The 21,251-nt window shown below is 70.4% G+C and carries 16 protein-coding genes; 8 read left to right on the top strand and 8 right to left on the bottom strand.

Annotation, left to right across the window (positions count from 1 at the left end):
• Complete coding sequence (locus ACH34W_RS07720; protein ID WP_395960005.1) at positions 1–2,403, bottom strand: glycoside hydrolase family 65 protein; 2,403 nt, start codon at positions 2,401–2,403, stop codon at positions 1–3.
• Positions 2,400–3,242, bottom strand: a complete 843-nt coding sequence (locus ACH34W_RS07725; protein ID WP_395960006.1) for a beta-phosphoglucomutase family hydrolase — start codon at positions 3,240–3,242, stop codon at positions 2,400–2,402. The genes ACH34W_RS07720 and ACH34W_RS07725 overlap by 4 nt, the downstream gene beginning before the upstream one ends.
• A gap of 216 nt (positions 3,243–3,458) precedes the next feature.
• Between ACH34W_RS07725 and gndA the strand changes: the two genes are divergently transcribed.
• From gndA to ACH34W_RS07750, 5 genes are all read left to right on the top strand, one after another.
• Positions 3,459–4,886, top strand: coding sequence for an NADP-dependent phosphogluconate dehydrogenase (gene gndA, locus ACH34W_RS07730; RefSeq protein ID WP_395960007.1), 1,428 nt, complete (start codon positions 3,459–3,461; stop codon positions 4,884–4,886).
• 81 nt (positions 4,887–4,967) lie between these two features.
• Positions 4,968–7,475: a DEAD/DEAH box helicase gene (locus ACH34W_RS07735; protein ID WP_395960008.1), complete on the top strand. Its 2,508-nt coding sequence runs from the start codon at positions 4,968–4,970 to the stop codon at positions 7,473–7,475.
• A 116-nt stretch (positions 7,476–7,591) separates the two neighbouring features.
• A complete protein-coding gene (locus ACH34W_RS07740; protein WP_395960009.1) occupies positions 7,592–8,716 on the top strand; it encodes a sensor histidine kinase in 1,125 nt (374 codons plus the stop codon).
• A 3-nt stretch (positions 8,717–8,719) separates the two neighbouring features.
• Positions 8,720–9,412, top strand: a complete 693-nt coding sequence (locus tag ACH34W_RS07745; protein WP_395960010.1) for a response regulator — start codon at positions 8,720–8,722, stop codon at positions 9,410–9,412.
• A 125-nt stretch (positions 9,413–9,537) separates the two neighbouring features.
• Entirely contained in the window at positions 9,538–11,697 is a 2,160-nt protein-coding gene (locus ACH34W_RS07750; protein ID WP_395960011.1) for an MMPL family transporter, read from the top strand.
• Between the two features lie 75 nt (positions 11,698–11,772).
• Here ACH34W_RS07750 and ACH34W_RS07755 read toward each other — a convergent pair whose 3' ends face one another.
• Positions 11,773–12,948: a hypothetical protein gene (locus tag ACH34W_RS07755; RefSeq protein WP_395960012.1), complete on the bottom strand. Its 1,176-nt coding sequence runs from the start codon at positions 12,946–12,948 to the stop codon at positions 11,773–11,775.
• 292 nt (positions 12,949–13,240) lie between these two features.
• Here ACH34W_RS07755 and ACH34W_RS07760 point away from each other — a divergent pair, with 292 nt between their 5' ends.
• Together ACH34W_RS07760 and ACH34W_RS07765 are read left to right on the top strand one after the other, a co-directional pair.
• A complete protein-coding gene (locus tag ACH34W_RS07760; RefSeq protein WP_395960013.1) occupies positions 13,241–13,600 on the top strand; it encodes a histone-like nucleoid-structuring protein Lsr2 in 360 nt (119 codons plus the stop codon).
• A gap of 47 nt (positions 13,601–13,647) precedes the next feature.
• Positions 13,648–13,977 (top strand): Lsr2 family protein, encoded by a 330-nt coding sequence (locus ACH34W_RS07765; protein ID WP_395960014.1) that lies wholly within the window; start codon positions 13,648–13,650, stop codon positions 13,975–13,977.
• A 135-nt stretch (positions 13,978–14,112) separates the two neighbouring features.
• Here the strand turns inward: ACH34W_RS07765 and ACH34W_RS07770 are convergent, their stop codons facing one another.
• The 4 genes from ACH34W_RS07770 to ACH34W_RS07785 form a co-directional block, all read right to left on the bottom strand.
• Positions 14,113–15,123, bottom strand: coding sequence for a Ppx/GppA phosphatase family protein (locus tag ACH34W_RS07770; protein WP_395960015.1), 1,011 nt, complete (start codon positions 15,121–15,123; stop codon positions 14,113–14,115).
• A gap of 242 nt (positions 15,124–15,365) precedes the next feature.
• The gene (locus tag ACH34W_RS07775) at positions 15,366–15,917 is read right to left on the bottom strand and encodes a hemerythrin domain-containing protein (RefSeq protein WP_395960016.1); all 552 of its coding nucleotides are present in this window, start codon (positions 15,915–15,917) and stop codon (positions 15,366–15,368) included.
• Between the two features lie 92 nt (positions 15,918–16,009).
• A complete protein-coding gene (locus tag ACH34W_RS07780) occupies positions 16,010–16,447 on the bottom strand; it encodes a DUF6098 family protein (protein WP_395960017.1) in 438 nt (145 codons plus the stop codon).
• Positions 16,448–16,515: 68 nt separating this feature from the next.
• Positions 16,516–17,697 (bottom strand): MFS transporter, encoded by a 1,182-nt coding sequence (locus tag ACH34W_RS07785; protein WP_395960018.1) that lies wholly within the window; start codon positions 17,695–17,697, stop codon positions 16,516–16,518.
• A gap of 74 nt (positions 17,698–17,771) precedes the next feature.
• Here ACH34W_RS07785 and ACH34W_RS07790 point away from each other — a divergent pair, with 74 nt between their 5' ends.
• A complete protein-coding gene (locus ACH34W_RS07790) occupies positions 17,772–18,803 on the top strand; it encodes an ROK family transcriptional regulator (protein WP_395960019.1) in 1,032 nt (343 codons plus the stop codon).
• A gap of 73 nt (positions 18,804–18,876) precedes the next feature.
• Here ACH34W_RS07790 and ACH34W_RS07795 read toward each other — a convergent pair whose 3' ends face one another.
• The gene (locus ACH34W_RS07795; protein WP_395960020.1) at positions 18,877–21,201 is read right to left on the bottom strand and encodes an MMPL family transporter; all 2,325 of its coding nucleotides are present in this window, start codon (positions 21,199–21,201) and stop codon (positions 18,877–18,879) included.
• Between the last annotated feature and the right edge of the window lie 50 nt (positions 21,202–21,251).

Here is a 21,251-nt window from a genome sequence, read left to right on the forward strand (position 1 = left end):
CTAGTGGTGCGGGCCCTGGAAGGTGGGGTCGGTGCGGCGGGGATGGGGTTCGCGGCCGGTCGGCTGGCTGGGCCGGGGCAGCGGGAGCATCGCGGGCACGCCGAGCTCGACGGGCTTCTCGCCGAGGGTGAAGCGCTCGCCGTGGTGGATCAGCGTCAGCTCCGGGCCTTCGAGCAGCTCGTAGGAGGTGGTGGTCGCGGTCACCGTCACGCGCAGGCGGCTGCCCCGGTAGCGGAGCCGGAACGCCAGGCGGCTGATCCCGCCGGGCAGCCGGGGCGCGAAGCTCAGCTGGCCCGCGCAGGCGCGCATCCCGCCGAACCCGGCGACCAGGCCGCTCCAGGCACCCGCCATCGACGCGACGTGGAGGCCGTCGCGGGTGTTGCGTGCGAGGTCGTGCAGGTCCATGAGCGCGGTCTCGGCCAGGTAGTCGTGGGCGAGGTCGAGATGCCCGACCTCAGCGGCGATCACCGCCTGCGTCTGGGCGGACAGCGAAGAGTCGCGCACGGTCAGCGCCTCGTAGTAGGCGAAGTTGCGGGCCTTCTCCTCCGCCGTGAACGCGTCGTCGCACAGATGCATCGCCAGCACCAGGTCCGCCTGCTTGATGACCTGCTTGCGGTAGAGGTCGAAATACGGGTAGTTGAGCAGCAGCGGGTAGTTCTCGGGCGGCGTGCCGGCGAAGTCCCAGCGGGCGTGGTTGGTGAAGCCCTCGCTTTGGGGATGCACACCCAGCCGTTCGTCGAACGGGATCAGCATGGACCCCGCCGCGTCCCGCCAGGACGCGGCCTCCTCCGTCGTCACCCCCAGCTCCTCGGCGAGGTCGGGATGCCGCATCGCCGTCGCCGCCGCCTCCCGCAGATTCCGGCGGGCCATGAGGTTGGTGTAGATGTTGTTGTCGACCACCGCGCTGTATTCGTCCGGGCCGGTGACACCGTCGATCCGGAAAACGCCCTCGACGTCGTGGTGGCCGAGGCGCCGCCAGAGCCGCGCGGTCGCCACCAGCAGCTCCAAGCCGATCTCGCGTTCGAAGCCCTCGTCTTGCGTGGCGTCCACATACCGGACCACAGCGTCGGCGATGTCGGCGTTGATGTGGAAGGCGGCCGTGCCCGCGGGCCAGTAACCCGAGCACTCCTGGCCCCGGATCGTCCGCCATGGGAATGCGGCACCCGCCAGGCCGAGCTTGTCGGCATGCTCACGAGCCAGCGGCAGCGTCATGTGCCGCCAGGCGAGCGCGTCGGCGGCGGCGGACGGATGGGTGTAGGTGAGCACCGGCAGAACGAACGTCTCGGTGTCCCAGAACGTGTGCCCGTCGTAACCCGGCCCGGTGAGGCCCTTTGCCGGGATCATCCGGCGTTCGGCGCGGGCACCGGCCTGCAGGATGTGGAACAGCGCGAACCGCACCGCCTGCTGCACCTCGGCGTCGCCGTCGACCTCGACGTCCGCGCCGCACCAGAACTCGTCGAGATAGGCGCGCTGCTCGGCCAGCAACCCCTCCCAGCCTGCGTGCCGGGCGCCCGCGAGCGCCGCGACCACCTGGTCGTGCAGCGCGGGCCGCGACCGCTGGCTGGACCAGCCGTACGCCAGGAACTTGACGATCCGCAGCTTCTCGCCGGGCTCCAGCCGCGTCGCGATCGTCATCCGCCCGACGTCGGGGAAGCTCTCGCAGTCGACCGCGATCCGGTCGCGCCCCTCGATGTGGTGGGCCATCCCGGCGGCCATCCGCAACCCGCTGGACCTGGTCCGGTGGACCAGGATCGCCTTGGTGCCGTTGGTCTGGTGTTCCTCGCTGACCAGCGGCGACTCCAGCGCCGCCGCCACGCGCGGGTCCTTGCCCATGTCGGGCAGCGACTCGTTGGCGACCAGCTCGGACTGGACCACGATGCGGACGGGGTGGCCGACCGGCTCGACCTCGTAGCAGATGGCCGCGACGGCCCGCTGCGTGAGCGAGACCATCCGCACCGAGTTGATGCGGACCGTGCGGTCGGCGGGAGACGTCCACTCGACGGTGCGGGTGAGGGTCCCGGCGCGCATGTCCAGGATGCGTTCATGTGAGTGCAGGCGCCCGTAGCGCACGTCGAACGGCTCGTCGTCGACCAGGAGCCGGATCAGCTTGCCGTTGGTGACGTTGATGATGGTCTGGCCGGAGTCGGGAAAGCCGTAGCCGGCCTCCGCGTACGGCAGCGGCCGCTGCTCGTAGAACGAGTTGAGATAGCTGCCGGGGAGCCCGTGCGGCTCGCCTTCGTCGAGGTTGCCGCGCAGGCCGACGTGCCCGTTCGACAGGGCGAAGACGGACTCCGTCTGGGCGAGCCGGTCCAGCCGCAGCTCCGGCTCGCGCACGCACCACGGCTCGACTGTGAAGACGGGGCGGTCGATGGCGGGGGCGTCATCCCCGTTCCGGTCGCTCACTGGGCCCCCTCGGGCTTGTCAGGCTCGGGCTTGTCTGCCTTGGGTATGTCTGGCTTGGGTATGTCAGGCATGGATTTGCCTGGCTCGGGTTGGTGTGGCTCCAGGAGTTCAGACAGGTCCGACACTACGACGTCCGCGCCGTGCTCGGCCAAGGCCGCCGCGTGCTCCGGTCCGACCCGGTCGACCCCGATCACCACCGCGAACGCGCCCGCGTGTCCCGCCTCGACGCCGGCCAGCGCGTCCTCGAACACGGCCGCCCGGTCTGCTGCGACCCCGACCGCCTCCGCACCGGCGAGGAACATATCGGGTGCCGGCTTGCCCGGCAGGTTGCGTTCCTGCGCCACCACCCCGTCGACGCGCGCGTCGAAAAGGCCGGTGATGCCGACCGCCTTCAGCACCTGGACGGTGTTGGCGCTGGACGAGACGACGGCGGTCCGCAAGCCCGCCGCCCGTACGGCCCGCACGTAGTCCACCGAGCCGTCGAAGACCTCGACGCCCTTCTCCTCGATCAGCTTCAGCACCAGCTCGTTCTTGCGCCGTCCCAGGCCGTGCACGGTCTCCGCCTCCGGCGGGTCGTCCGGCGCGCCCTCGGGGAGCGTGATGCCCCGCGAGGCCAGGAACGAGCGGGTGCCGTCCTCGCGGCGCTTGCCGTCCACGTACGCGGAATAGTCCTTGACCGGGTCGAACGCCACGAACGGCTCGCCGGTCGCGGCGGCGCGGTCGCGCAGGAAGGAGTCGAACATCTCCTTCCAGGCGGCCGCGTGCACCGAGGCCGTCCGGGTGAGCACCCCGTCCAGGTCGAACAGGCAGGCCTCGACCTGCTCCGGCAATCCCAGCACGCCGTCCCCTCCCACGTTCGGTGTCTCCCCCACTGCGCAGTCCCACTGTGCAGTCCCACTGTGCCATCCACTGTGCCGTCCCACTGTTCGACTTCTCCCCAGGGAAGACAAGGACATGCACCACAGTTGATCAATTTCGGGCCCGGTCGAACGGCGGCCCGGCGACGCGCGTACGTTGGGGTACGGCGTGGGAGCCACAACGGAGGGAACATCGCCATGGCACAGCAGGCGCGCATCGGTGTCACGGGACTCGCGGTCATGGGCCGCAACCTGGCCCGCAATCTGGCCCGGCACGGGCATCCGGTGGCGGTGCACAACCGCACCTCGACCAAGACCAAGGCACTCGTGGAGGAGTTCGGCCACGAGGGCACGTTCGTGCCCGCCGAGACGGCCGAGGAGTTCGTCGCCGCGCTGGAACGCCCGCGCCGACTCGTGATCATGGTCAAGGCGGGCGGGCCGACGGACGCGGTGATCGACGAGTTCGCGCCGCTGCTGGAGCCGGGCGACATGATCGTGGACGGCGGCAACGCGCACTTCGCCGACACGCGCCGCCGGGAGGCGGCCCTGCGCGAGCGCGGCCTCCACTTCGTCGGCGCCGGCATCTCCGGCGGCGAGGAGGGCGCGCTGAACGGCCCGAGCATCATGCCGGGCGGCTCAGCCGAGTCGTACGAGGCGCTGGGCCCGCTGCTGGAGGACATCTCCGCCAAGGTCGACGGCGTCCCGTGTGCCACCCACGTCGGCCCGGACGGCGCCGGGCACTTCGTCAAGATGGTGCACAACGGCATCGAGTACGCCGACATGCAGCTCATCGCCGAGGCCTACGACCTGCTCCGGCACGCCGCAGGGCTCACGCCCGCCGAGATCGCCCAGGTCTTCCGGACCTGGAACACCGGCCGCCTGGAGTCCTACCTCATCGAGATCACCGCCGAGGTGCTCGCGCACACCGACGCCGCCACCGGCAAGCCGTTCGTGGACGTCGTCCTCGACCAGGCCGAGCAGAAGGGCACCGGCCGCTGGACCGTGCAGACCGCCCTCGACCTGGGCGTCCCGGTGGGCGGCATCGCCGAGGCCGTCTTCGCCCGTGCCGTCTCCGGCCACGCCGACCTCCGCGACGCCTCCCAGGGACTCCCGGGTCCCTCCCGTACCAAGGTCGAGGAGTCGGGCTTCGCCGACGCGGTCGAGCAGGCCCTCTACGCCTCAAAGATCGTCGCGTACGCGCAGGGCTTCCACGAGATCCAGGCGGGCAGCGCCGAGTACGACTGGGGCATCGACCCCGGCGCGATGGCCACCATCTGGCGCGGCGGCTGCATCATCCGGGCCCGGTTCCTCGACAAGATCCGCGAGGCTTACGACGCCGACGCCGGCCTGCCCACCCTTCTCAAGGCCGAGCACTTCGCCGAGGCCGTCGGCACCGCCCAGGACGCCTGGCGGCAAGTGATCACGACCGGCGTGCGCCTCGGGATCCCCACGCCCGGCTTCTCCGCCGCGCTCGCCTACTACGACTCGCTGCGCGCCGAGCGCCTGCCCGCCGCGCTCACCCAGGGCCAGCGGGACTTCTTCGGCGCCCACACCTACCGCCGCACCGACCGCGACGGCTCGTTCCACACCCTCTGGGGCGCCGACCGCGCCGAAGTCCCAGGCTGACCGCAGGTCACCGCTCCGCAGCGCCGCGGAACTTGCTGCTGGATGGCTCGGGCAGGGGGCGATGGAGGGCAGGATGGAAGGGTGACCCTTATTGACCGCCTTCCTGCCCCCGCCGACCCCGATGCCGTCTTCGAAGCGTTCGAGGGGTGGGTGTCCGAGCGCGGGATCACGTTGTATCCAGCGCAGGAGGAGGCGCTGATCGAGGCCGTCTCCGGGTCGAACGTGATCCTGGCGACGCCGACGGGGTCGGGCAAGAGCCTGGTGGCGGCGGGGGCGCAGTTCGCGGCGCTGGGCCGGGACGAGGTCAGCTTCTACACCGCGCCGATCAAGGCGCTGGTGTCGGAGAAGTTCTTCGACCTGATCGAGATGTTCGGCAGCGAGAACGTCGGGATGATGACCGGGGACGCGAGTGTGAACGCGGACGCGCCGATCATCTGCTGCACAGCCGAGGTGCTGGCCAACATCGCGCTGCGGGACGGCGCCGACGCCGACATCGGGCTCGTGGTGATGGACGAGTTCCACTTCTACTCCGAGCCGGAGCGGGGGTGGGCGTGGCAGATCCCGCTGCTGGAGTTGCCACAGGCGCAGTTCGTGCTGATGTCGGCGACGCTGGGGGAAGTCGCGCGGTTCGAGAAGGACCTGAAGCGCCGGACGGGACGCCCGACCGCGGTGGTGACGTCGGCGGAACGGCCGGTACCGCTGAAGTACGAATACCGGATCACCCCGCTGCACGAGACCATCGAGGACCTGCTGTCGGACCAGAAGGCCCCGGTCTACCTGGTGCACTTCACGCAGGCGGCCGCGATCGAACGAGCGCAGTCGCTCATGAGCATCAACGTGTGCAGCAAGGAGGAGAAGGCGCAGATCGCCGATCTGATCGGCAACTTCCGGTTCACGACGAAGTTCGGGCGCAACCTGTCGCGGTTCGTGCGGCACGGGATCGGCGTGCACCACGCCGGGATGTTGCCGAAGTACCGGCGGCTGGTGGAGCGGCTGGCGCAGGCCGGGCTGCTCAAGGTGATCTGCGGGACGGACACGCTGGGGGTGGGCGTCAACGTCCCGATCCGGACCGTGGTGTTCACGGCGCTGTCGAAGTACGACGGGCACCGGGTGCGGCGGCTGCGGGCGCGGGAGTTCCACCAGATCGCGGGCCGCGCGGGACGGGCCGGTTTCGACGTGATCGGGTACGTCGTCGCGCAGGCCCCCGAGCATGTCGTCGAGAACGAGAAGGCCCTCGCCAAGGCGGGCGACGACCCCAAGAAGCGGCGCAAGGTCCAGCGCAAGAAGGCCCCGGAGGGCTTCGTCGGCTGGGACGAGGAGATGTTCGTCAAGCTCCAGACCGCCGAGCCCGAGCCGCTCAAGTCCCGTTTCCAGGTCAGCCACGCCATGCTGCTGTCGGTGATCGCACGGCCGGGCAACGCGTTCCAGGCGATGCGCAAGCTCCTCACCGACAACCACGAGGAGCGGCCCCAGCAGCGCCGCCACATCTCCCAGGCGATCGCGATCTACCGGTCGCTGCTGGCCGGGGGAGTGGTGGAACAGCTGGAGGTCCCCGACGAGCAGGGCCGCTGGGCGCGGATCACCGTGGACCTCCAGGAGGACTTCGCGCTCAACCAGCCGCTGTCGACGTTCGCGCTGGCCACCTTCGAGCTCCTGGACCCCTCCTCCCCGACGTACGCGCTGGACGTCCTGTCGGTGATCGAATCCACCCTGGACGACCCGCGCCAGATCATCGCCGCCCAGCTCAATAAGGCCCGCGGCGAGGCGGTCGCGGAGATGAAGGCCGAGGGCATGGAGTACGAGGAGCGCATGGAGGCGCTCCAGGACGTCGACTACCCCAAGCCGCTCGAAGAGGAGCTGGAGGCCGCCTACGAGATCTACCGGCGCGGTCACCCGTGGGTCGGCGACCACCCGCTGCGCCCCAAGACCGTCGTGCGGGACATGTACGAGCGGGCGATGACGTTCACCGAGTACATCGGCTACTACGAGCTCGCCCGCGGCGAGGGCCTGGTGCTGCGCTACCTGTCGGGCGCCTACAAGGCCCTCCAGCAGACCGTGCCGGAGTCGATCAAGAACGACGACCTCATCGACCTCATCGAGTGGCTCGGCGAGCTGGTCCGCCAGGTCGACTCCAGCCTCCTGAACGAATGGGAGCAGCTGGCCAACCCGACCGACGAGACCCTCGCCGAGGACCTGGAGGAGCGCGTCACCAAGGTCACCGCCAACACCCGCGCCTTCCGGGTGCTCGTGCGCAACGCGCTGTTCCGCCGGGTCGAGCTGGCAGCGCTCGAACGGTACGCCGAACTCGGCGAGCTGGACCCCGAGCTCGGCGCCCGCGGCTGGGCCGATGCCATGGACGCCTACTTCGAGGAGCACGACGAGCTGCCCACAGGCCCGGACGCGCGCGGCCCCAAGCTCCTCCAGATCGAAGAGGTGCCCGAAGACTCCCTGTGGCGCGTACGGCAGGTCTTCGACGACCCGGCGGGCGACCGCGACTGGGGCATCAGCGCCGAGGTCGACCTGGCCGGATCCGACGAGGCGGGTGAAGCCGTCATCCGGGTGATCGCCGTCGACCGCCTGGGAGGCTGAACGCGGACTCCCGCCCGGGCCCTTCTAGGGCCTGGACTCCCTCCCTCTTGGGAGTGAGGACGAGGACGGGCCCGGACCCGATACTGGTGGTCGGCCAGGACGGTGGGGGTGACCACGTGTCGATCATCGAGCGGGCGCGGGCGCTGCCGCAGCGCGGGGTGGACACGCTGATCGCCATCGTCTGCTCCGTCCAGATCACGATGCAGGCGGCGGTTGACGATCAGCTCGAATGGTGGATGCCGCTCCTGGTGTCGGCGTACGCGCTGCCGCTGATGTGGCGGCGGCGGTATCCGTTCGCGGTGGCGTTCATCTGCGGCATCGGCACCACGGTGCTCGCGCCGACGGACCTGCTGGGGCAGTTCCCGTCGGTGCAGCTGGTCGCCACCTACACCTTCGCCGAGCTGTGCCCGCCGGTGAAGAGGTCCCTGGCCGTGGTGGGCACGGTCATCGGCGTCACCGTCTCCATCGTGATCCCGAAGGACGAGCCCCTGAACCTCGGGCTCGTCGGCATCGGGTTCGCGGTGGCCTACGCGCTCGGCACGGGTGCGCGGGCGCGGCGCGATCGGATCGCGATGCTGGAGGAACGTGCGCGGCGGCTCGCCGAGGAGCAGGACGCCGCCGCGACCCGGGAGCGGGAACGGATCGCCCGGGAGATGCACGACATCATCGCCCACTCCATGAGCATGATCGCCATCCAGGCGGAGGGCGGGTCGGCGGTGGCGCACCGCGATCCGGCCAAGGCCCAGCAGGTCTTCGAGACCATTTCGGTCACGTCCCGGGAGGCGCTCGCGCAGTTGCGGCGGGCGCTCGGCGTCCTGCGCTCGGAGGGCGCGGCGCGGGAGCCGCAACCCGACCTGGCGGCGTTGCCCACCCTTGTCGACGGGGTGCGGAAAGCCGGGCTGACCGTCACGCTGGAGGAGGCGGGAGAGCCCAGGCCGGTGCCGCCGGACCTCGGGACGACCGCCTACCGGATCGTCCAGGAGTCGCTCACCAACGCGGTCAAGCACGCGGAGGCCAGCAGTGTGCGGGTCCGGGTGAGCTGGGAGCAGGGCGCGCTGAGGCTGGAGGTCTGCGACGACGGCCGTGGGCCGGACGGCGGTGCGGGCGGGCACGGCCTGACCGGGATGCGGGAACGTGTCGCGGCGGCCGGGGGAGAGCTGACTTTCGGCCCGGCGAAGGGCGGATCGGGCTTTCGCGTGGCGGCTTGCTTGCCCTTGAATTCCTCATTGCCCTTGAATTAGGCCGTGCCGCCTCACAACACGATCCGCGTGCTCATCGCCGACGACCAGGCGCTGGTGCGCGACGGCTTCGGCATGATCCTGTCCGAGGAGCCCGACCTCGTCCTCGTGGGCGAGGCGGCGGACGGGGCCGAGGCGATCCGCGCGGCGCGCGAGCTGTCGCCCGACGTCGTCCTCATGGACGTGCGCATGCCGAACGTGGACGGCATCGAGGCGACCGCGGCGATCTGCCGTGACACGTCCGCGAAGGTGCTGGTGCTCACCACGTTCGACCTCGACGAGTACGTGTACGACGCGCTGCGGGCCGGGGCCAGCGGCTTCCTGCTGAAGGACATGCGGCGCGCCGAGCTGGTCGGGGCGGTACGCGTGGTGGCCGCGGGAGAGGCGCTGCTCGCGCCCACCGTGACCCGGCGGCTGATCGCCGACGTGGTCGGGCGGGCCGGCCGCGCCCCCGTGGCGCCGCGCACGGACGCGCGCCTGGAGACGCTCACCGCCCGCGAGACCGACACGTTGCGGCAGGTCGCCAGGGGCCTGTCGAACGCGGAGATCGCGCGGGAGCTGTACGTCACCGAGCACACCGTCAAGACCCACGTCAGCAGCATGCTGAGCAAGCTGGCGCTCCGCGACCGGGTGCAGGCGGTGGTGCTGGCGTACGAGTCGGGACTCGTACGGCCCGGTGAATCTCCGTCTCCAGAATGAGTATCCGTCTCCAGAGTGAGGGCCCTCGCTCCTGAGAGCGGGTCGCGAATCCGCTCCTCACGGCGAGGCGTCACCACAGGTCGGGGGCCGACCATCAGGACAGCTCTCAACCCATGGAGGCTGTCATGGTCCGCACCGTCACCGGATTCTCGGTCCGCCGGCCGTACATCGTCATCGTGATCTGGATCGCCGTGCTGGCCGGCGGCTTCGGAATCGGCACCGGCGTCTTCGAACGGCTGACCTCCGAGGTCGGCAAGGTCTCGGGCAGCGAGTCCGCCGGCGCCGAGAAGCGGCTCCAGCAGGCCGCGCCCCGGCCCGAACGTCTGACCGCCGTCATCACCGGCAAGCAGGCCGGGGATCCCGCACTGCGATCGGCCTTGGCCGCCGTACGCGCCGTACCGGGCATCGCCGGCGTCACCGATCCGGTGCCGTCAACTGTGCCCTCTACCACTGTGCCCCCGAAACCTGGGGGCGACGCGTTGCTGATACAGGTCATGGTCGCGCCGGGCGACACCGAAGAGGACGCGGCGGAGGCTGCCGCGGCCAAGCTGCGCGGCGTCGCGGGCGCCGAAGTCACCATCGCCGGCGGACCACTGTCCGACGCGGAGTTCGACGAGCAGGCGCAGAAGGACGTGGCACGCGCCGAGATGCTCAGCATGCCCGTGGTGCTGATCCTGTTGCTGGTCATCTTCGGCGGCGTGCTCGCGGCCGGGCTGCCACTGCTGATCGCGGTGGTCGGCATCGGCTCGACGTTCGGCATCCTGTACGCCTTCAGCATGGTCACCGACGTCTCGGTGTACTCGATCCAGATCACCACGATGCTCGCCGTCGGCCTCGGGGTCGACTACGCGCTGCTCATGGTCAGCCGGTTCCGGGAGGAGCGGCGCGCAGGGTCTGATGTCACTGGGTCCGATGTCAGTGCGTCCAATGTCATAGAGAGTGACGTCGCGGCCGCCGTCGCCCGGACGATGGCCACCGCCGGACGGACGATCGTGTTCTCCGGCCTGACCGTCATGGTGGCGTTCGCCGGCCTGATGGTCTTCCCCGACCCGTTCCTCCGCTCCATGGGCATGGCGGGCGGCGCCGTCGTCCTGGCCGACATGCTCGCCGCTCTCACGCTCTTGCCCGCGCTGCTGAGCCGCTTCGGCCACCGGATCTCTCCGGCCAAGGAACGCAGCGGGCGCGGCGTCTTCGCCCGCGTCGCCCACGGCGTGCAGCGCCGCCCTGTCCTGGTCCTGGTGGCCACGCTCGGTGTGATGGCCACGCTCGCCGGGCCCGTGCTCGGCATGCACATCTCGCAGGGCGACCCGCGGATGTTGCCTGAGTCGACCTCGACCCGCCAGCTGTGGGACAAACTGTCCGTTCACTACCCCGAACGCGCCCAGTGGGCGGGCCGGATCCAGGTGCTCGCCGACGCTCCCGCTGGCAACCCCGACCTTGCTCGGATGCGTCAAGCCATCGAGGCCATGCCGGGAGCCGCCGAGGTGGAAGAGGTGAAGCTCGGGCCCACACAGACCTTGCTCCTGGCGACCCCTCAGGGACCGGGCGAGAAGCCCGCTGAGAACGCGGTCAAGGCGATCCGCGATCTTCCGGTGCCGTTCAGGGTCGAGGTGACGGGCGACTCGGCCCGCATGGTCGACTACCGTGCGATGCTGACGGAGCGCATCCCGTGGGCCGCGGCGCTCATGGCCGTCGGCACGCTGCTCCTCCTCTTCGCCTTCACCGGCTCGATCGTCCTCCCGGTCAAGGCCGTCCTCACCAACGTGCTCAGCATCGGCGCCGCCCTCGGCATCGTCGTCTGGGTGTTCCAGGACGGCCACTTCGCGGAGCTCCTCGGCACCCAGGGCCTCGGCTACCTCAACCTGACCGTCCCGGTGCTGGTCGGCGTGATCGCGTTCGGGTTGTCGGTGGACTACGAGGTGTTCCTGCTGTCGCGGATCCGGGAACGCTGGCTGGCCGGTGACGGACCCCGGGGTTCGGTCGCCGAAGGCCTGCAGAGCACCGGCGGCATCGTCACCGCGGCCGCGCTGCTGATCGGCGTGGTGTTCGCCGGCTTCATGTTCGGCGGCTTCGTCCCGATCAAAGCGATCGGGCTGGGCCTGGTCCTGGCGATCGCCCTGGACGCGACGATCGTGCGGATGTTGCTGGTCCCGGCGACCATGACTCTCCTGGGGCGGCGCAACTGGTGGCTGCCCCGGCCTCTCCGCCGGGTGCACGATCGCGTGGCCCTGGCCGAGCCGGCCGCACCAGAGCCAGCCGCACCGGAACCGCAGACCGTCAGCTGAGGGGTCGATCACCCGGCGAGAGCGAGGGCGGATCTCACGACCCGCCCTCGCTCTGTCGTCTAACTGCTCAGTCGTCTACTGCTCGGTCGCCCGCTGCTCAGTCGCCCACTGCCGGGCCGTGCCCTGGTGGACGGCCGCGTAGACGCGATCCCTCAGGACGTTCGCCTCGGCGTCGGACAAAGTACGTGCTGGGTCGCGGAGAACGATGCGCAGCAGCACGTTCTTCTGGCCGGGGCGCGCGCCGAGGCGTTCCACTGCTGCAGGGGGCAGATCCTCGACCGGGGTTTCGCTGATGACGCGGACCTCCTCGATCGCGTCGTGGCCGACTGTGTCACCGCCAGCCGTGTCACCGCCGAGCGCGTCGCGCACCGTACCGCCGAGGGTCTCGGCGTCAGCGTCGGCGGCCACGGCGACCGAGAGGTCACGGGCGATCGGCGGATGCTTCGACACCGGCCGGTAGGGGGCCAGGTCGAGCATCTGGCCGGCGATGCGCGGATCGGCCGCCGCCAGGAGCCTGATGTCCGGGATCCGCTTGCGGAGCATCAACAGCCTGTCCAGGCCGAGCCCCATGGCCAACCCGGTGGTCTCCGGGCCAAGGCCGGCGCGGGCCAGGACCTGCGGGGCGGCGAGCCCGCACTCGGCGAGCTCGATCCACTCGTCGCCGACCTGGACGTCGATCTGGCGCCCGCCCGTGGTGTAGGGGTGGACGGCGGGCACCGTGCGGTACGGGGCGTCCGGCAGGACGGCGCGCACAACGGTGTCGATCATCTCGTCGAGATCGTCGGTGCCCATCGGGAGGCCCATCGGGCGGCCCCGCACGATGCGCCACAGATCGAGCTGATGCGGGGTGCCGGTGTGGATCCGGTCCACCACATCGCGCCGGTACACCACGCCCGCGCAGGCCAGCAGGACGTCGTTCCAACCCTGATCACCTGCCAGAGCGCGGAGAGCGGGCGGGATCATGGCGCTGGTGTGGCTGCGCAACATGCAGGTCTCGCTGGCGTAGCGGGTATAGCGAGCGTCGCGGGTCACGGCGTCGGGCGGGTAGCCCAGGCGCTCGTAGTTGTCCTCGACGGGGACGAGCGGATGGGCGCGAATGAGGCGCACCTCGTTCCGACAGCGGGCCTGGAGCGCCTCGGTGAGCATGCCGACGACAAGCTGCGTGGCGTGCGGGCCCTGGGTGGGGTCAGTGAGATCTCGGACGTTCAGCGCGCGGGCGAGCTCGTCCGGGCTGAGCAGAAGGGACTGCATGGGATGCTCCGATCGGTGCGTGGTCTCAGGACGGGTGGGAGATCCCCCCGGCCGGGCCTCGCCGGCACCGATACGGCTGCACGCATCAGAACATGTGTCAGATCAACATGTGTCAGGTCAGAGCATGCCGATTCGCCCCGGCGACCGGTGTTGCCGGCCGGGGGCACGGAAATCGCTGAGCTCTCGACATGATGGTCGGACTCTAGCATCCGGCCTGAAGGCCAGAGAGGGGCGCGCAATCCGCTAAGGTCATGGTCGCCGTACTGGCAAGGGGAAGGAAGACGGGACACATATGGCCGAGAAGGTCATTCGCGTAGATGACATCGACGGTTCCGAAGGGGGCGATGTCGCCAGGCGCGACTTCGAAATCCTGGACCGGATGTTCACCATCGACTTGAGCGATGACAACCACAAGCGCCTGATCGAGGCGCTGGAGACCGTGGCGTTGTACATCGACAAGTCCGCCGAGGTGAAGCGGCCCGGTAAGGGGCGCAAAGCACCCAGCCCGGCAAAGGTGAAGGGGTACACCAATGCCGACGTCCGGGAATGGGCCGGCCGCAAGGGCGTAGAAGTGCCGGAACGCGGTAAGATTTCCGACGAGGTCTATGCGGCGTTCATTAAAGATCACCCGGATGCCGAGCCGGACGCATAGTCAGGGCCGGACGCATAGTCAGGAAGTAAGCGAATTGGGGGGCTCGCATGGCACAGAAGATCGAGGTTCTGCTGGTCGATGACCTGGACGGGGGGAAGGCCGACGAGACCGTCCGGTTCGCGATCGACGGCACCGCCTACGAAATCGACCTGAGCAAGAAGAATGCCGCCAGGTTGCGCAAGGGCATCGAGCCGTTCCTGGCCGGCGCCCGCAAGTCGGCCAAGCCGGGGCGCCGGCGCGGCGCGGCCGCGTCCGCCGCAGGCAGCCGGGAGCGGTCCGCCGCGATCCGCGAATGGGCGCGCCAGAGCGGCATCGAGGTCAACGCCCGCGGCCGCATTCCGGCCGGCGTGATCGAGAAGTACGAACAGGCGCACTGACGCACACCGGTGCCTGCGTTTCCGGGGTGCGTTCCCGGCTTCGGGGCAGGGGGTATTGCCCAGAGCCGTCCCCACTCAGCCAAGCGTTCCCCGCTTGGCTGAGCTGTTTTGTGGGGTGTTTGGCGGACCGCGCCACTATGCGCTGACTGTCGTCAGCGAGCGGATCGGGGTCGGGGTGTCACGGAGCGGCTGCAGAAGATGCCCGATGTCGTCGATTTGGTGACCGTTGCCCGAGTGCAGTTGCTGGAGGCGGCGCAGTGCGATGCCTTCGCGCAATGCCCAGGGACAGATTTCGATACGGGTGAGGCCTAGCGAGGCCATGGTGGCCTCAGCGACCATCGCGCCGGCGAGGATCTGCCGGGCCCGGGAGCGGGAAATCCCTTTGAGATCGGCGCGTTCCGCGGCGGTGCGCTTGGCCAGCCGCGGAATCTGCTTGTCGAGCGCTTTGAGGCGCAACACGCGATATCCATTGGGGCCACGGTCACGGGTGAGCTTGGCGAGCTGGGTGAACGTCTTGGAGGTGGCGACGGCGTGCGCTTCCGGCTGCCCGTAGTCCCCGGCGCCGAGATGCTCGGCGAGCTGGGCGGCGAGAAAACGGCGCAGCCGCCGGACCTCATTGCGTGAGGGCGGGTCGTTCGGCAGGTGGTCGCGGGTCAGCCTGCCCGCGCCCAGCGGCAGCGACAGCGCGGTGCCCGCCTCCGCTCCGCTGCCGGTGGCGATCTCCAGGGAGCCGCCGCCGATGTCGGCCGTCAACAGCGGCCCGGCCGACCAGCCGTACCAGGCACGGACGGCCAGGAAGGTGAGGCGGGCCTCGTCGTGGCCCGACAGGAAGCCGAGGTCGACGCCGGTCCGGCCGGTGACCTGGTCGACGATGTCGCAGCGGTTGACGGCGTCGCGGACCGCTGAGGTGGCGAACGCGATCAGCTCGGCCGACCCCTCGGCCCGGGCGACGCAGTGCGCTGCGGACACGGCGGACACGAGCCGTCCCACCGCGGCGCGGGAGATCTGTCCGTCCTCCTGAATCGCCTCGGCCAGCCGCGTCGGCCGCTTCGCCGACAGCACGGTGCGCATCGGCCTGCCCGCCGCCAGGTCGACGACCTTCAGATGGGCGGAGTTCGAGCCCACGTCCAGAATCGCGGTTCGCATAGTACGTGGGTGCCCGGCGGGGGTCAGGCTATCCGTCAAGGGGGGATTCGGGTGTCCGTTTAGGCGGCGTCCCCTGGGTACATCATTCGATGTGGCCGCACACACGGCCATGGATACGCCGAGTGACCGGTACGGGACCACACATCCCCTGGGGATCCCGTGCCGGTCACTCGACTGATCAGGGCCGGTCGGCCGATCGCTCAGCCCATCGCGTCTGGCGTTCAGCCCATCGCCGCGTGCGTTCAGCTCATCGCCTTGCGGATGGCGTCACGTGTGCGGTCCATCACCGCGGCCATCGGGCCCAGCGCGATGTTCTTGGTCGCGGACTCGGTGCCGGGATGGGGATGGGTCGGCGCGACGGCCTCGGCCGCCTTGACCGCCGCCTGCATACCCTTGAGCTGCTGCGGCGTGGCCTTCTCGGCGATCTCCGGGAACTCCAGGCGCTCCTCCTGCTCGGAGTGGGACTCGACCGCCTTGTGCAGCCGTTCGAAGAGCGTGTCGAACTCCGCTGATTCGGTGCCGGACTTCTCCAGCTCCAGCAGGATCTCCTTGGCGCTCTTCTCCTCCTTCAGTCGCGCGTCGATGATCCGTTCGCCGTTGCCGATGGTCCGGCGGGCGAACGGGTGCACGATCTCCTCCTCGGCCGTCTCGTGCACGGCCAGCAGGTGGCGCAGCTGCCCGAACGCCTCGTCCCGGGCCTTGCCGCTGCTCTTCTCCACCTTGGAGAACAGGTTGCGGATCTCGGTGTGCTGCCGCAGCAGCAGGCCCACCACCGTGTCGCTCTGCTTAGTCATGAAAACTCCTAACTCCGTGCGCCCGCCGTTCGGGGCGCTTGGCTTGGATCGCCTGCCCTACCCCCACAGCGCGTTCCAACCTGAGGTCTGGGTCACGGTCGCCGCAGCGGTCCCCATTGGCCGCTCTGCTCCGTCATCACCCGTTTGGCGTCCGCCAGGACGGACTCCGCCACCCAGGCCACTGGCCGGCGTACGCGGACGAGCGGCTCGTTGTCCGGGCCGCGCGCCAGTTCGTCGCCCTCCAGCACCCACGGCCGTACGCCGGGTCCCTTCTCACGCTTGAGATGGGAGTAGTCGTAGAGGCGGCGGGCCACCCAGATCCAGGTCGGCCGGGGCCGCCACCACTCCTCCACGACCAGCGGGTTGGCCGACAGCCCCGGCAGGTCCACGCCGGTCAGGGCGTCCTTGCTGCTGCCGGCGGAGTCGGCCTCCGGGCCGCGGGACCACCGGACGAACAGGGCGTCCGTTCCTTCCACCAGCCCGGCGAGTTCGTCGAGGGTGGCGATCGTAGGCAGGTCCTTGTCATGCACATCGCACGCCTACCCGTGTGAGTCAGGTCGGAACCTTGCAGGTCAGCGGGGGTGACAACCGGCCGGGCTCAGACCGAGGCCGGGCTGGCCTGCTCCTCCTGCGGAACGGGGGAGGGGACGGGGAGTTCGTCGCGCACCTTCAGCGCGCCCGCCAGCAGCGTCATCGCCACGAGCACCCCTGTGATCATCGCGAAGGCCACCGGGTAGGAGGTGGCGTCCGCGGTCCAGCCCGTGACGGCCGGCGCGGCCAGCACGGACAGATAGGTGATCGTGGCGACGCCCGCGACGCCCTCGGCCGGGGTCCGGGCGGCGTTGCCCGCGGCAGTGAAGACCAGGGGCACGATCGCGGCGACGCCCAGCCCGAGGAGGGCGAAGCCCGCGATGCCGAGGGCGGGCGTCCGGGCGATGACGACGAGCACGCCGCCCGTGGCGGCCACGGAGCCGCCGCAGCGCACGACGGCGACGGGCCCGAAGCGCCGGACGAACCGGTCGGCGACCAGGCGGGCGGACGCCATGGTCAGCATGAAGATCGTGTAGCTGGCGGCGGCCACCCCGGGCCCGGCGTCGGTCACCTTGGTGAGGTAGACCGCGGCCCAGTCGGCGGTGGCGCCCTCCGCGAACGTCGCGCAGAACCCGACGACGCCGATGCCGGCGATCGCCTTGGACGGGAGGACGAACCGGCGCGGGGCCGGTGCCGCCGCCACCGCCCGCCCGGTGAACAACGAGCGTCCGCTCAGCAGGCCCACACCCACCAGGACCAGTGCGACCACCCCGAAGTGGGCTCTCGCGTCGACATCCAGTTGTGCGGCTACCGCGCCGGCGCCTGCACCGGCCAGGCTGCCGACGCACCACATCCCGTGCAGGCCGGTCATGATCGAACGGCCCAGATGCCGTTCGAGCCCCACCGCGTGGGCGTTCATGACGACGTCCGACATGCCCGCGGTCACCCCGAACAGCACCATCGCCCCGAACAGCCAGACGGGGGCCGGTGCGAGCGCCGGCAGCGCGAGCTGCGCGCACCACAGGGCCAGCAGGAACTGGATGGCCGGGCGCTCACCGACGTGGTGGACTAGGCGGCTGGCCATCGGCATGCCGATGATGGCGCCGATCGCCGGGCAGAGGAGCGCGACGCCGAGTACGCCCGGGCTCAGGTCCAGCTGGTCCTGGATCCAGGGGATGCGGGTGGCGAAGCTCCCCGCCACCGCCCCGTGGACGGCGAAGACAAGAGTGATCGCGCGCTGATGGCTCATGCTTCCAGAAACTAACAGGCAGGCTTCCTGATGAAAAGAGATATCACGCAGGCTCCCTGACTAATATGGGCGGAGTGAAGACCGCCACGCCCGCCATGGCCCGCGCGATCAACGATCGGCTGGCCCTGGACCTGCTGCTCGACCAGGGTCCGCTGACCGCCACGCAGCTTCGCGGGCTCACGGGCCTGTCGCGGCCCACCGTGTCGGACCTTCTGGAGCGCCTCCAGGCCGACGGGCTGATCCAGGTCACCGGCGAGTACGGCGAGGACCGGCGCGGCCCCAACGCGCGCCTCTACGGCCTCGTGGCCGACCGGGCCCATGTCGCCGGGGTGGACGTGCGCCGGGGATCCCTGCACGTCACCGTCTCCGACATCACCGGCGGCGTCACCGGCACGATCACGAAGATCGCCGAGCCGGACGACCTGGCGCCGTTCATCGCCGCCACCGTGGCCGAGGCCGCGGCGGGCCGGGAGCTGCACACCGTCGTGCTCGGCGCCCCCGGACTGGTCGATCCCCGCACCGGGCTGACGACCGACAGCGGCCTGCCCGGCTGGCGGCCCGATCTCGCCGCCGCCGTACGGGACGCCCTCACCGAGCACGCCTCCGTCCAGGACCTGGTACTGGAGAACGAGGTCAACCTCGCCACCGTCGCTGAACACCGGCTCGGCTCGGCGACCGGGCACGAGGACTTCGCCCTCCTCTGGCTGGACGATGGCGTCGGCGCCGGCGTCGTGCTGAACGGCCGCCTGCGCCGTGGCGTCTCAGGCGGCGCCGGAGAGGTGGGCTTCCTGGACGCGGACGGCATCGACTTCTGCCGCCTGCTGGAGGACCGCTACATCCGGGGCCTGGCCCTGGAGTCCCTGGCCGACCGGATCATGAAGGGCGCGCTCACCCTGGTGGCCGTCCTGGATCCCGGCCTGGTGGTCCTGGGCGGCACGACGGGCCGCGAGGGCGGGGACGAGCTGGCCGCCCTGGTCGCCGACCGGCTCAACGCCCGCACGCCCGCGCCCACCGCCGTCCGCCCGACCACCGTGGAGGGCAACGCCATCCTCCAGGGCGCCGTCCTCACCGCCCTCGACCGGACCCGGGACGCCATCTACGGCTGACGGCGCGCCGGTTTCCCCTTGACTCCGTTCCCTCTGGTTGCGTTCTTCCTTGGCTGCGTTCCACCTGGCGCCGTCAGCGGGAGTCGTCGTGGCGTTCGGCCTCCTGCACTCCCTCTTCGGTGGGCGGAAGGGTGTCGGGATGCGGTGTGTCCACGCCGGGTACGCCGGTGCCGCTGACATCCCGAGGGCCGGGGTCCTTCTGGCGGCCGCGGGCGTCGGCACCCCGGTTGACCGGCGCGAACTCCTTGTCGTGGGTCTCGTCGGGCTCATGGCCCAGGTCTTCGTGATCATTCATAGGGGACGCATACCCGCTTCGTGCCAGGTTGTGCAGGCGGCGCAGCGGGCGGGGCGCCCACCAGTTGACCGGCCCGGCGAGACGCATGAACGCGGGCAGCAGCACGCCCCGGATGAGCGTCGCGTCGACGAGGACGGTGAGCGCCATGCCGATGCCGAGCTGCTGGAGGAGCACCACCCGGCCGCTCGCGTACGTGGCGAACGACACGGCCAGGATGAGCGCTGCGGCCGTGACCAGGGGCGCGCTCCGGGCGATGCCGATCGGTATTGAACGCAGGGCGTCGCCTGTCCGGTCGTACTCCTCCTTGATCCGGGACAGCAGGAAGACCTCATAGTCCATCGACAGCCCGTACGCGATGCAGAACATCAGAATCGGGACGCTCGGCTCGATCGATCCCGTCGGCGTGAAGCCCAGCAGCCCCGACAGGTGGCCCTCCTGGAAGACGAACACCAGTGCCCCGAACATCACCGACAGGCTCAACATGTTGAGCAGCGCCGCCTTGAGCGGTGCGACGACGCTGCCCGTCATCAGGAAGAGCACGACGAACGTCACCAGGATGATCAGCCCCGCCACCAGCGGCAGCCGTGCCGTCACGCGGTCGCGGTAGTCGGTCAGCTCGGCGGGGGAGCCGCCGACGAGGACCTCGAACGGGGCGGGCACGCCTCGTACCTCCCGGACGAGCCCGCTGGTGTCGGCCTCGCGCCGTTCGGACGACACGACGACGGAGAGCGCGGTGCCCCTGGCTGCGCTATTGGCAGCGCCCTTGGCGGGGTTGATCGTGTCCACCCGGACCACGCCGTCGATCTGGGACAGGCGCGCGGCGTAGGGCGCGACGGTTCGCCGGTCAGTGCCCGGGGCGACGACCTGCAGAGCGTCGGCCTCCTCGACCGGGAAACCCGCGCGGATCTGGTCGTACATCTGACGGGCCGGCGCCGAGTTCGGCAATACGCGGTCGTCCGACAGGCCGAAACGGATCCCGAGGAACGGGGCGCCGAGCACGAGCACGATGCCCAGGGCCGCGCCGCCGAGGAGGAGTGGCCGCCGCATCACCTGGTTGGCGAGGCCGTACCAGAGCCCGTCGCGCGGCTCCGCGTGGCGCTGGACCCGGTGGCCCAGCAACATGAGGGCGGCGGGCAGGAGGACGGTCGCGCCGACCACCGCCGCGATGACGACCGCGACTCCCGCGTACGCGAACGAGCTCAGGAACGGGAACGGGAAGACCAGCAACACCGACAGCGCCGCCGCCACCGTGATCCCGCTGAAGAGCACCGTGCGCCCGGCGCCGCGGACCGTGCGCCGCACCGCCACCGGCACGTCGAGCCCACGCCGCAGCTCCTCCCTGAACCGGAAGATGACCAACAGCCCGTAGTCCACACCGAGCCCGATGCCCATCACCAGTGAAAGGTTGGACGCGAACGTGGAGATCTCGGTGAACGCGACCACACCCCGGAGCAGCGCCAGCGAGCCGAGCACCGCGAAGAGGCCGACGCCCAGCGTGACCAGCGCCGCCGAGAACCGCCGGTAGACCAGCCACAACAGCAGCAGCACGAGCGGCAGGATCACCAGCTCCGCCCGCAGGAAGTCTTGCCGCGCCTGCTCCATGACCTGCCGGAACACCTCGTCCGCGCCGCCGACCTCAACGGTCACCGCGGCCTGCGTTCGCTCGAAGCGGGGAGCGAGTTCGGGGAGGATCTCCCGGCGCACATGATCGGCGTCGCCGGGCAGCCAGGCGAGCACGACGGCCTGGCGGGCGTCGCTGCTGCGGAGCGTCTCGGGGGTGCCGCGCGTCCAGTACGACCAGGCGTCACCCACACCGGGGTAGGCGGCCAGCTCGGCCGTGAGCCGCTTGCCTGCATCGGCGGCCTCGGGGCTGTCCACGGTGCCCTGACGTGCCGTCACCAGGAGCGCGACGTTCGGGCTGCCTGTGCCGAAGTCCTGGGCGAGCACCTCTCGGACCCGCATCGACTCCGAGCCGGGCGCCTCGAAGCGGTTGAGTGAGAGCACGTTGAGCGTGCCGGCACCGATCACCGCGGCGAGGACGAGCAGCGCCGCGCCGACCGCCACGATCCACCGCGATCTGCGTACGACGAACCTTCCGAGCATGGGGTCCCCCTGGGTAGGGTGAGTTTTACGAGCGACCGCTCGCATTAGCT

The sequence above is a fragment of the Actinomadura sp. 6N118 genome (assembly GCF_044326415.1).
GTDB lineage: Bacteria > Actinomycetota > Actinomycetes > Streptosporangiales > Streptosporangiaceae > Spirillospora.

Excerpts from the sequence above, each read along its gene's own strand:
- gndA (WP_395960007.1), top strand. The coding sequence starts at position 3,459 with ATGGCACAGCAGGCGCGCATCGGTGTCACGGGACTCGCGGTCATGGGC.
- ACH34W_RS07765 (WP_395960014.1), top strand. The coding sequence starts at position 13,648 with ATGGCACAGAAGATCGAGGTTCTGCTGGTCGATGACCTGGACGGGGGG.
- ACH34W_RS07785 (WP_395960018.1), bottom strand. The coding sequence starts at position 17,697 with ATGAGCCATCAGCGCGCGATCACTCTTGTCTTCGCCGTCCACGGGGCG.
- ACH34W_RS07795 (WP_395960020.1), bottom strand. The coding sequence starts at position 21,201 with ATGCTCGGAAGGTTCGTCGTACGCAGATCGCGGTGGATCGTGGCGGTC.
- ACH34W_RS07775 (WP_395960016.1), bottom strand. The coding sequence starts at position 15,917 with ATGACTAAGCAGAGCGACACGGTGGTGGGCCTGCTGCTGCGGCAGCAC.
- ACH34W_RS07750 (WP_395960011.1), top strand. The coding sequence starts at position 9,538 with ATGGTCCGCACCGTCACCGGATTCTCGGTCCGCCGGCCGTACATCGTC.
- ACH34W_RS07770 (WP_395960015.1), bottom strand. The coding sequence starts at position 15,123 with ATGCGAACCGCGATTCTGGACGTGGGCTCGAACTCCGCCCATCTGAAG.
- ACH34W_RS07755 (WP_395960012.1), bottom strand. The coding sequence starts at position 12,948 with ATGCAGTCCCTTCTGCTCAGCCCGGACGAGCTCGCCCGCGCGCTGAAC.
- ACH34W_RS07760 (WP_395960013.1), top strand. The coding sequence starts at position 13,241 with ATGGCCGAGAAGGTCATTCGCGTAGATGACATCGACGGTTCCGAAGGG.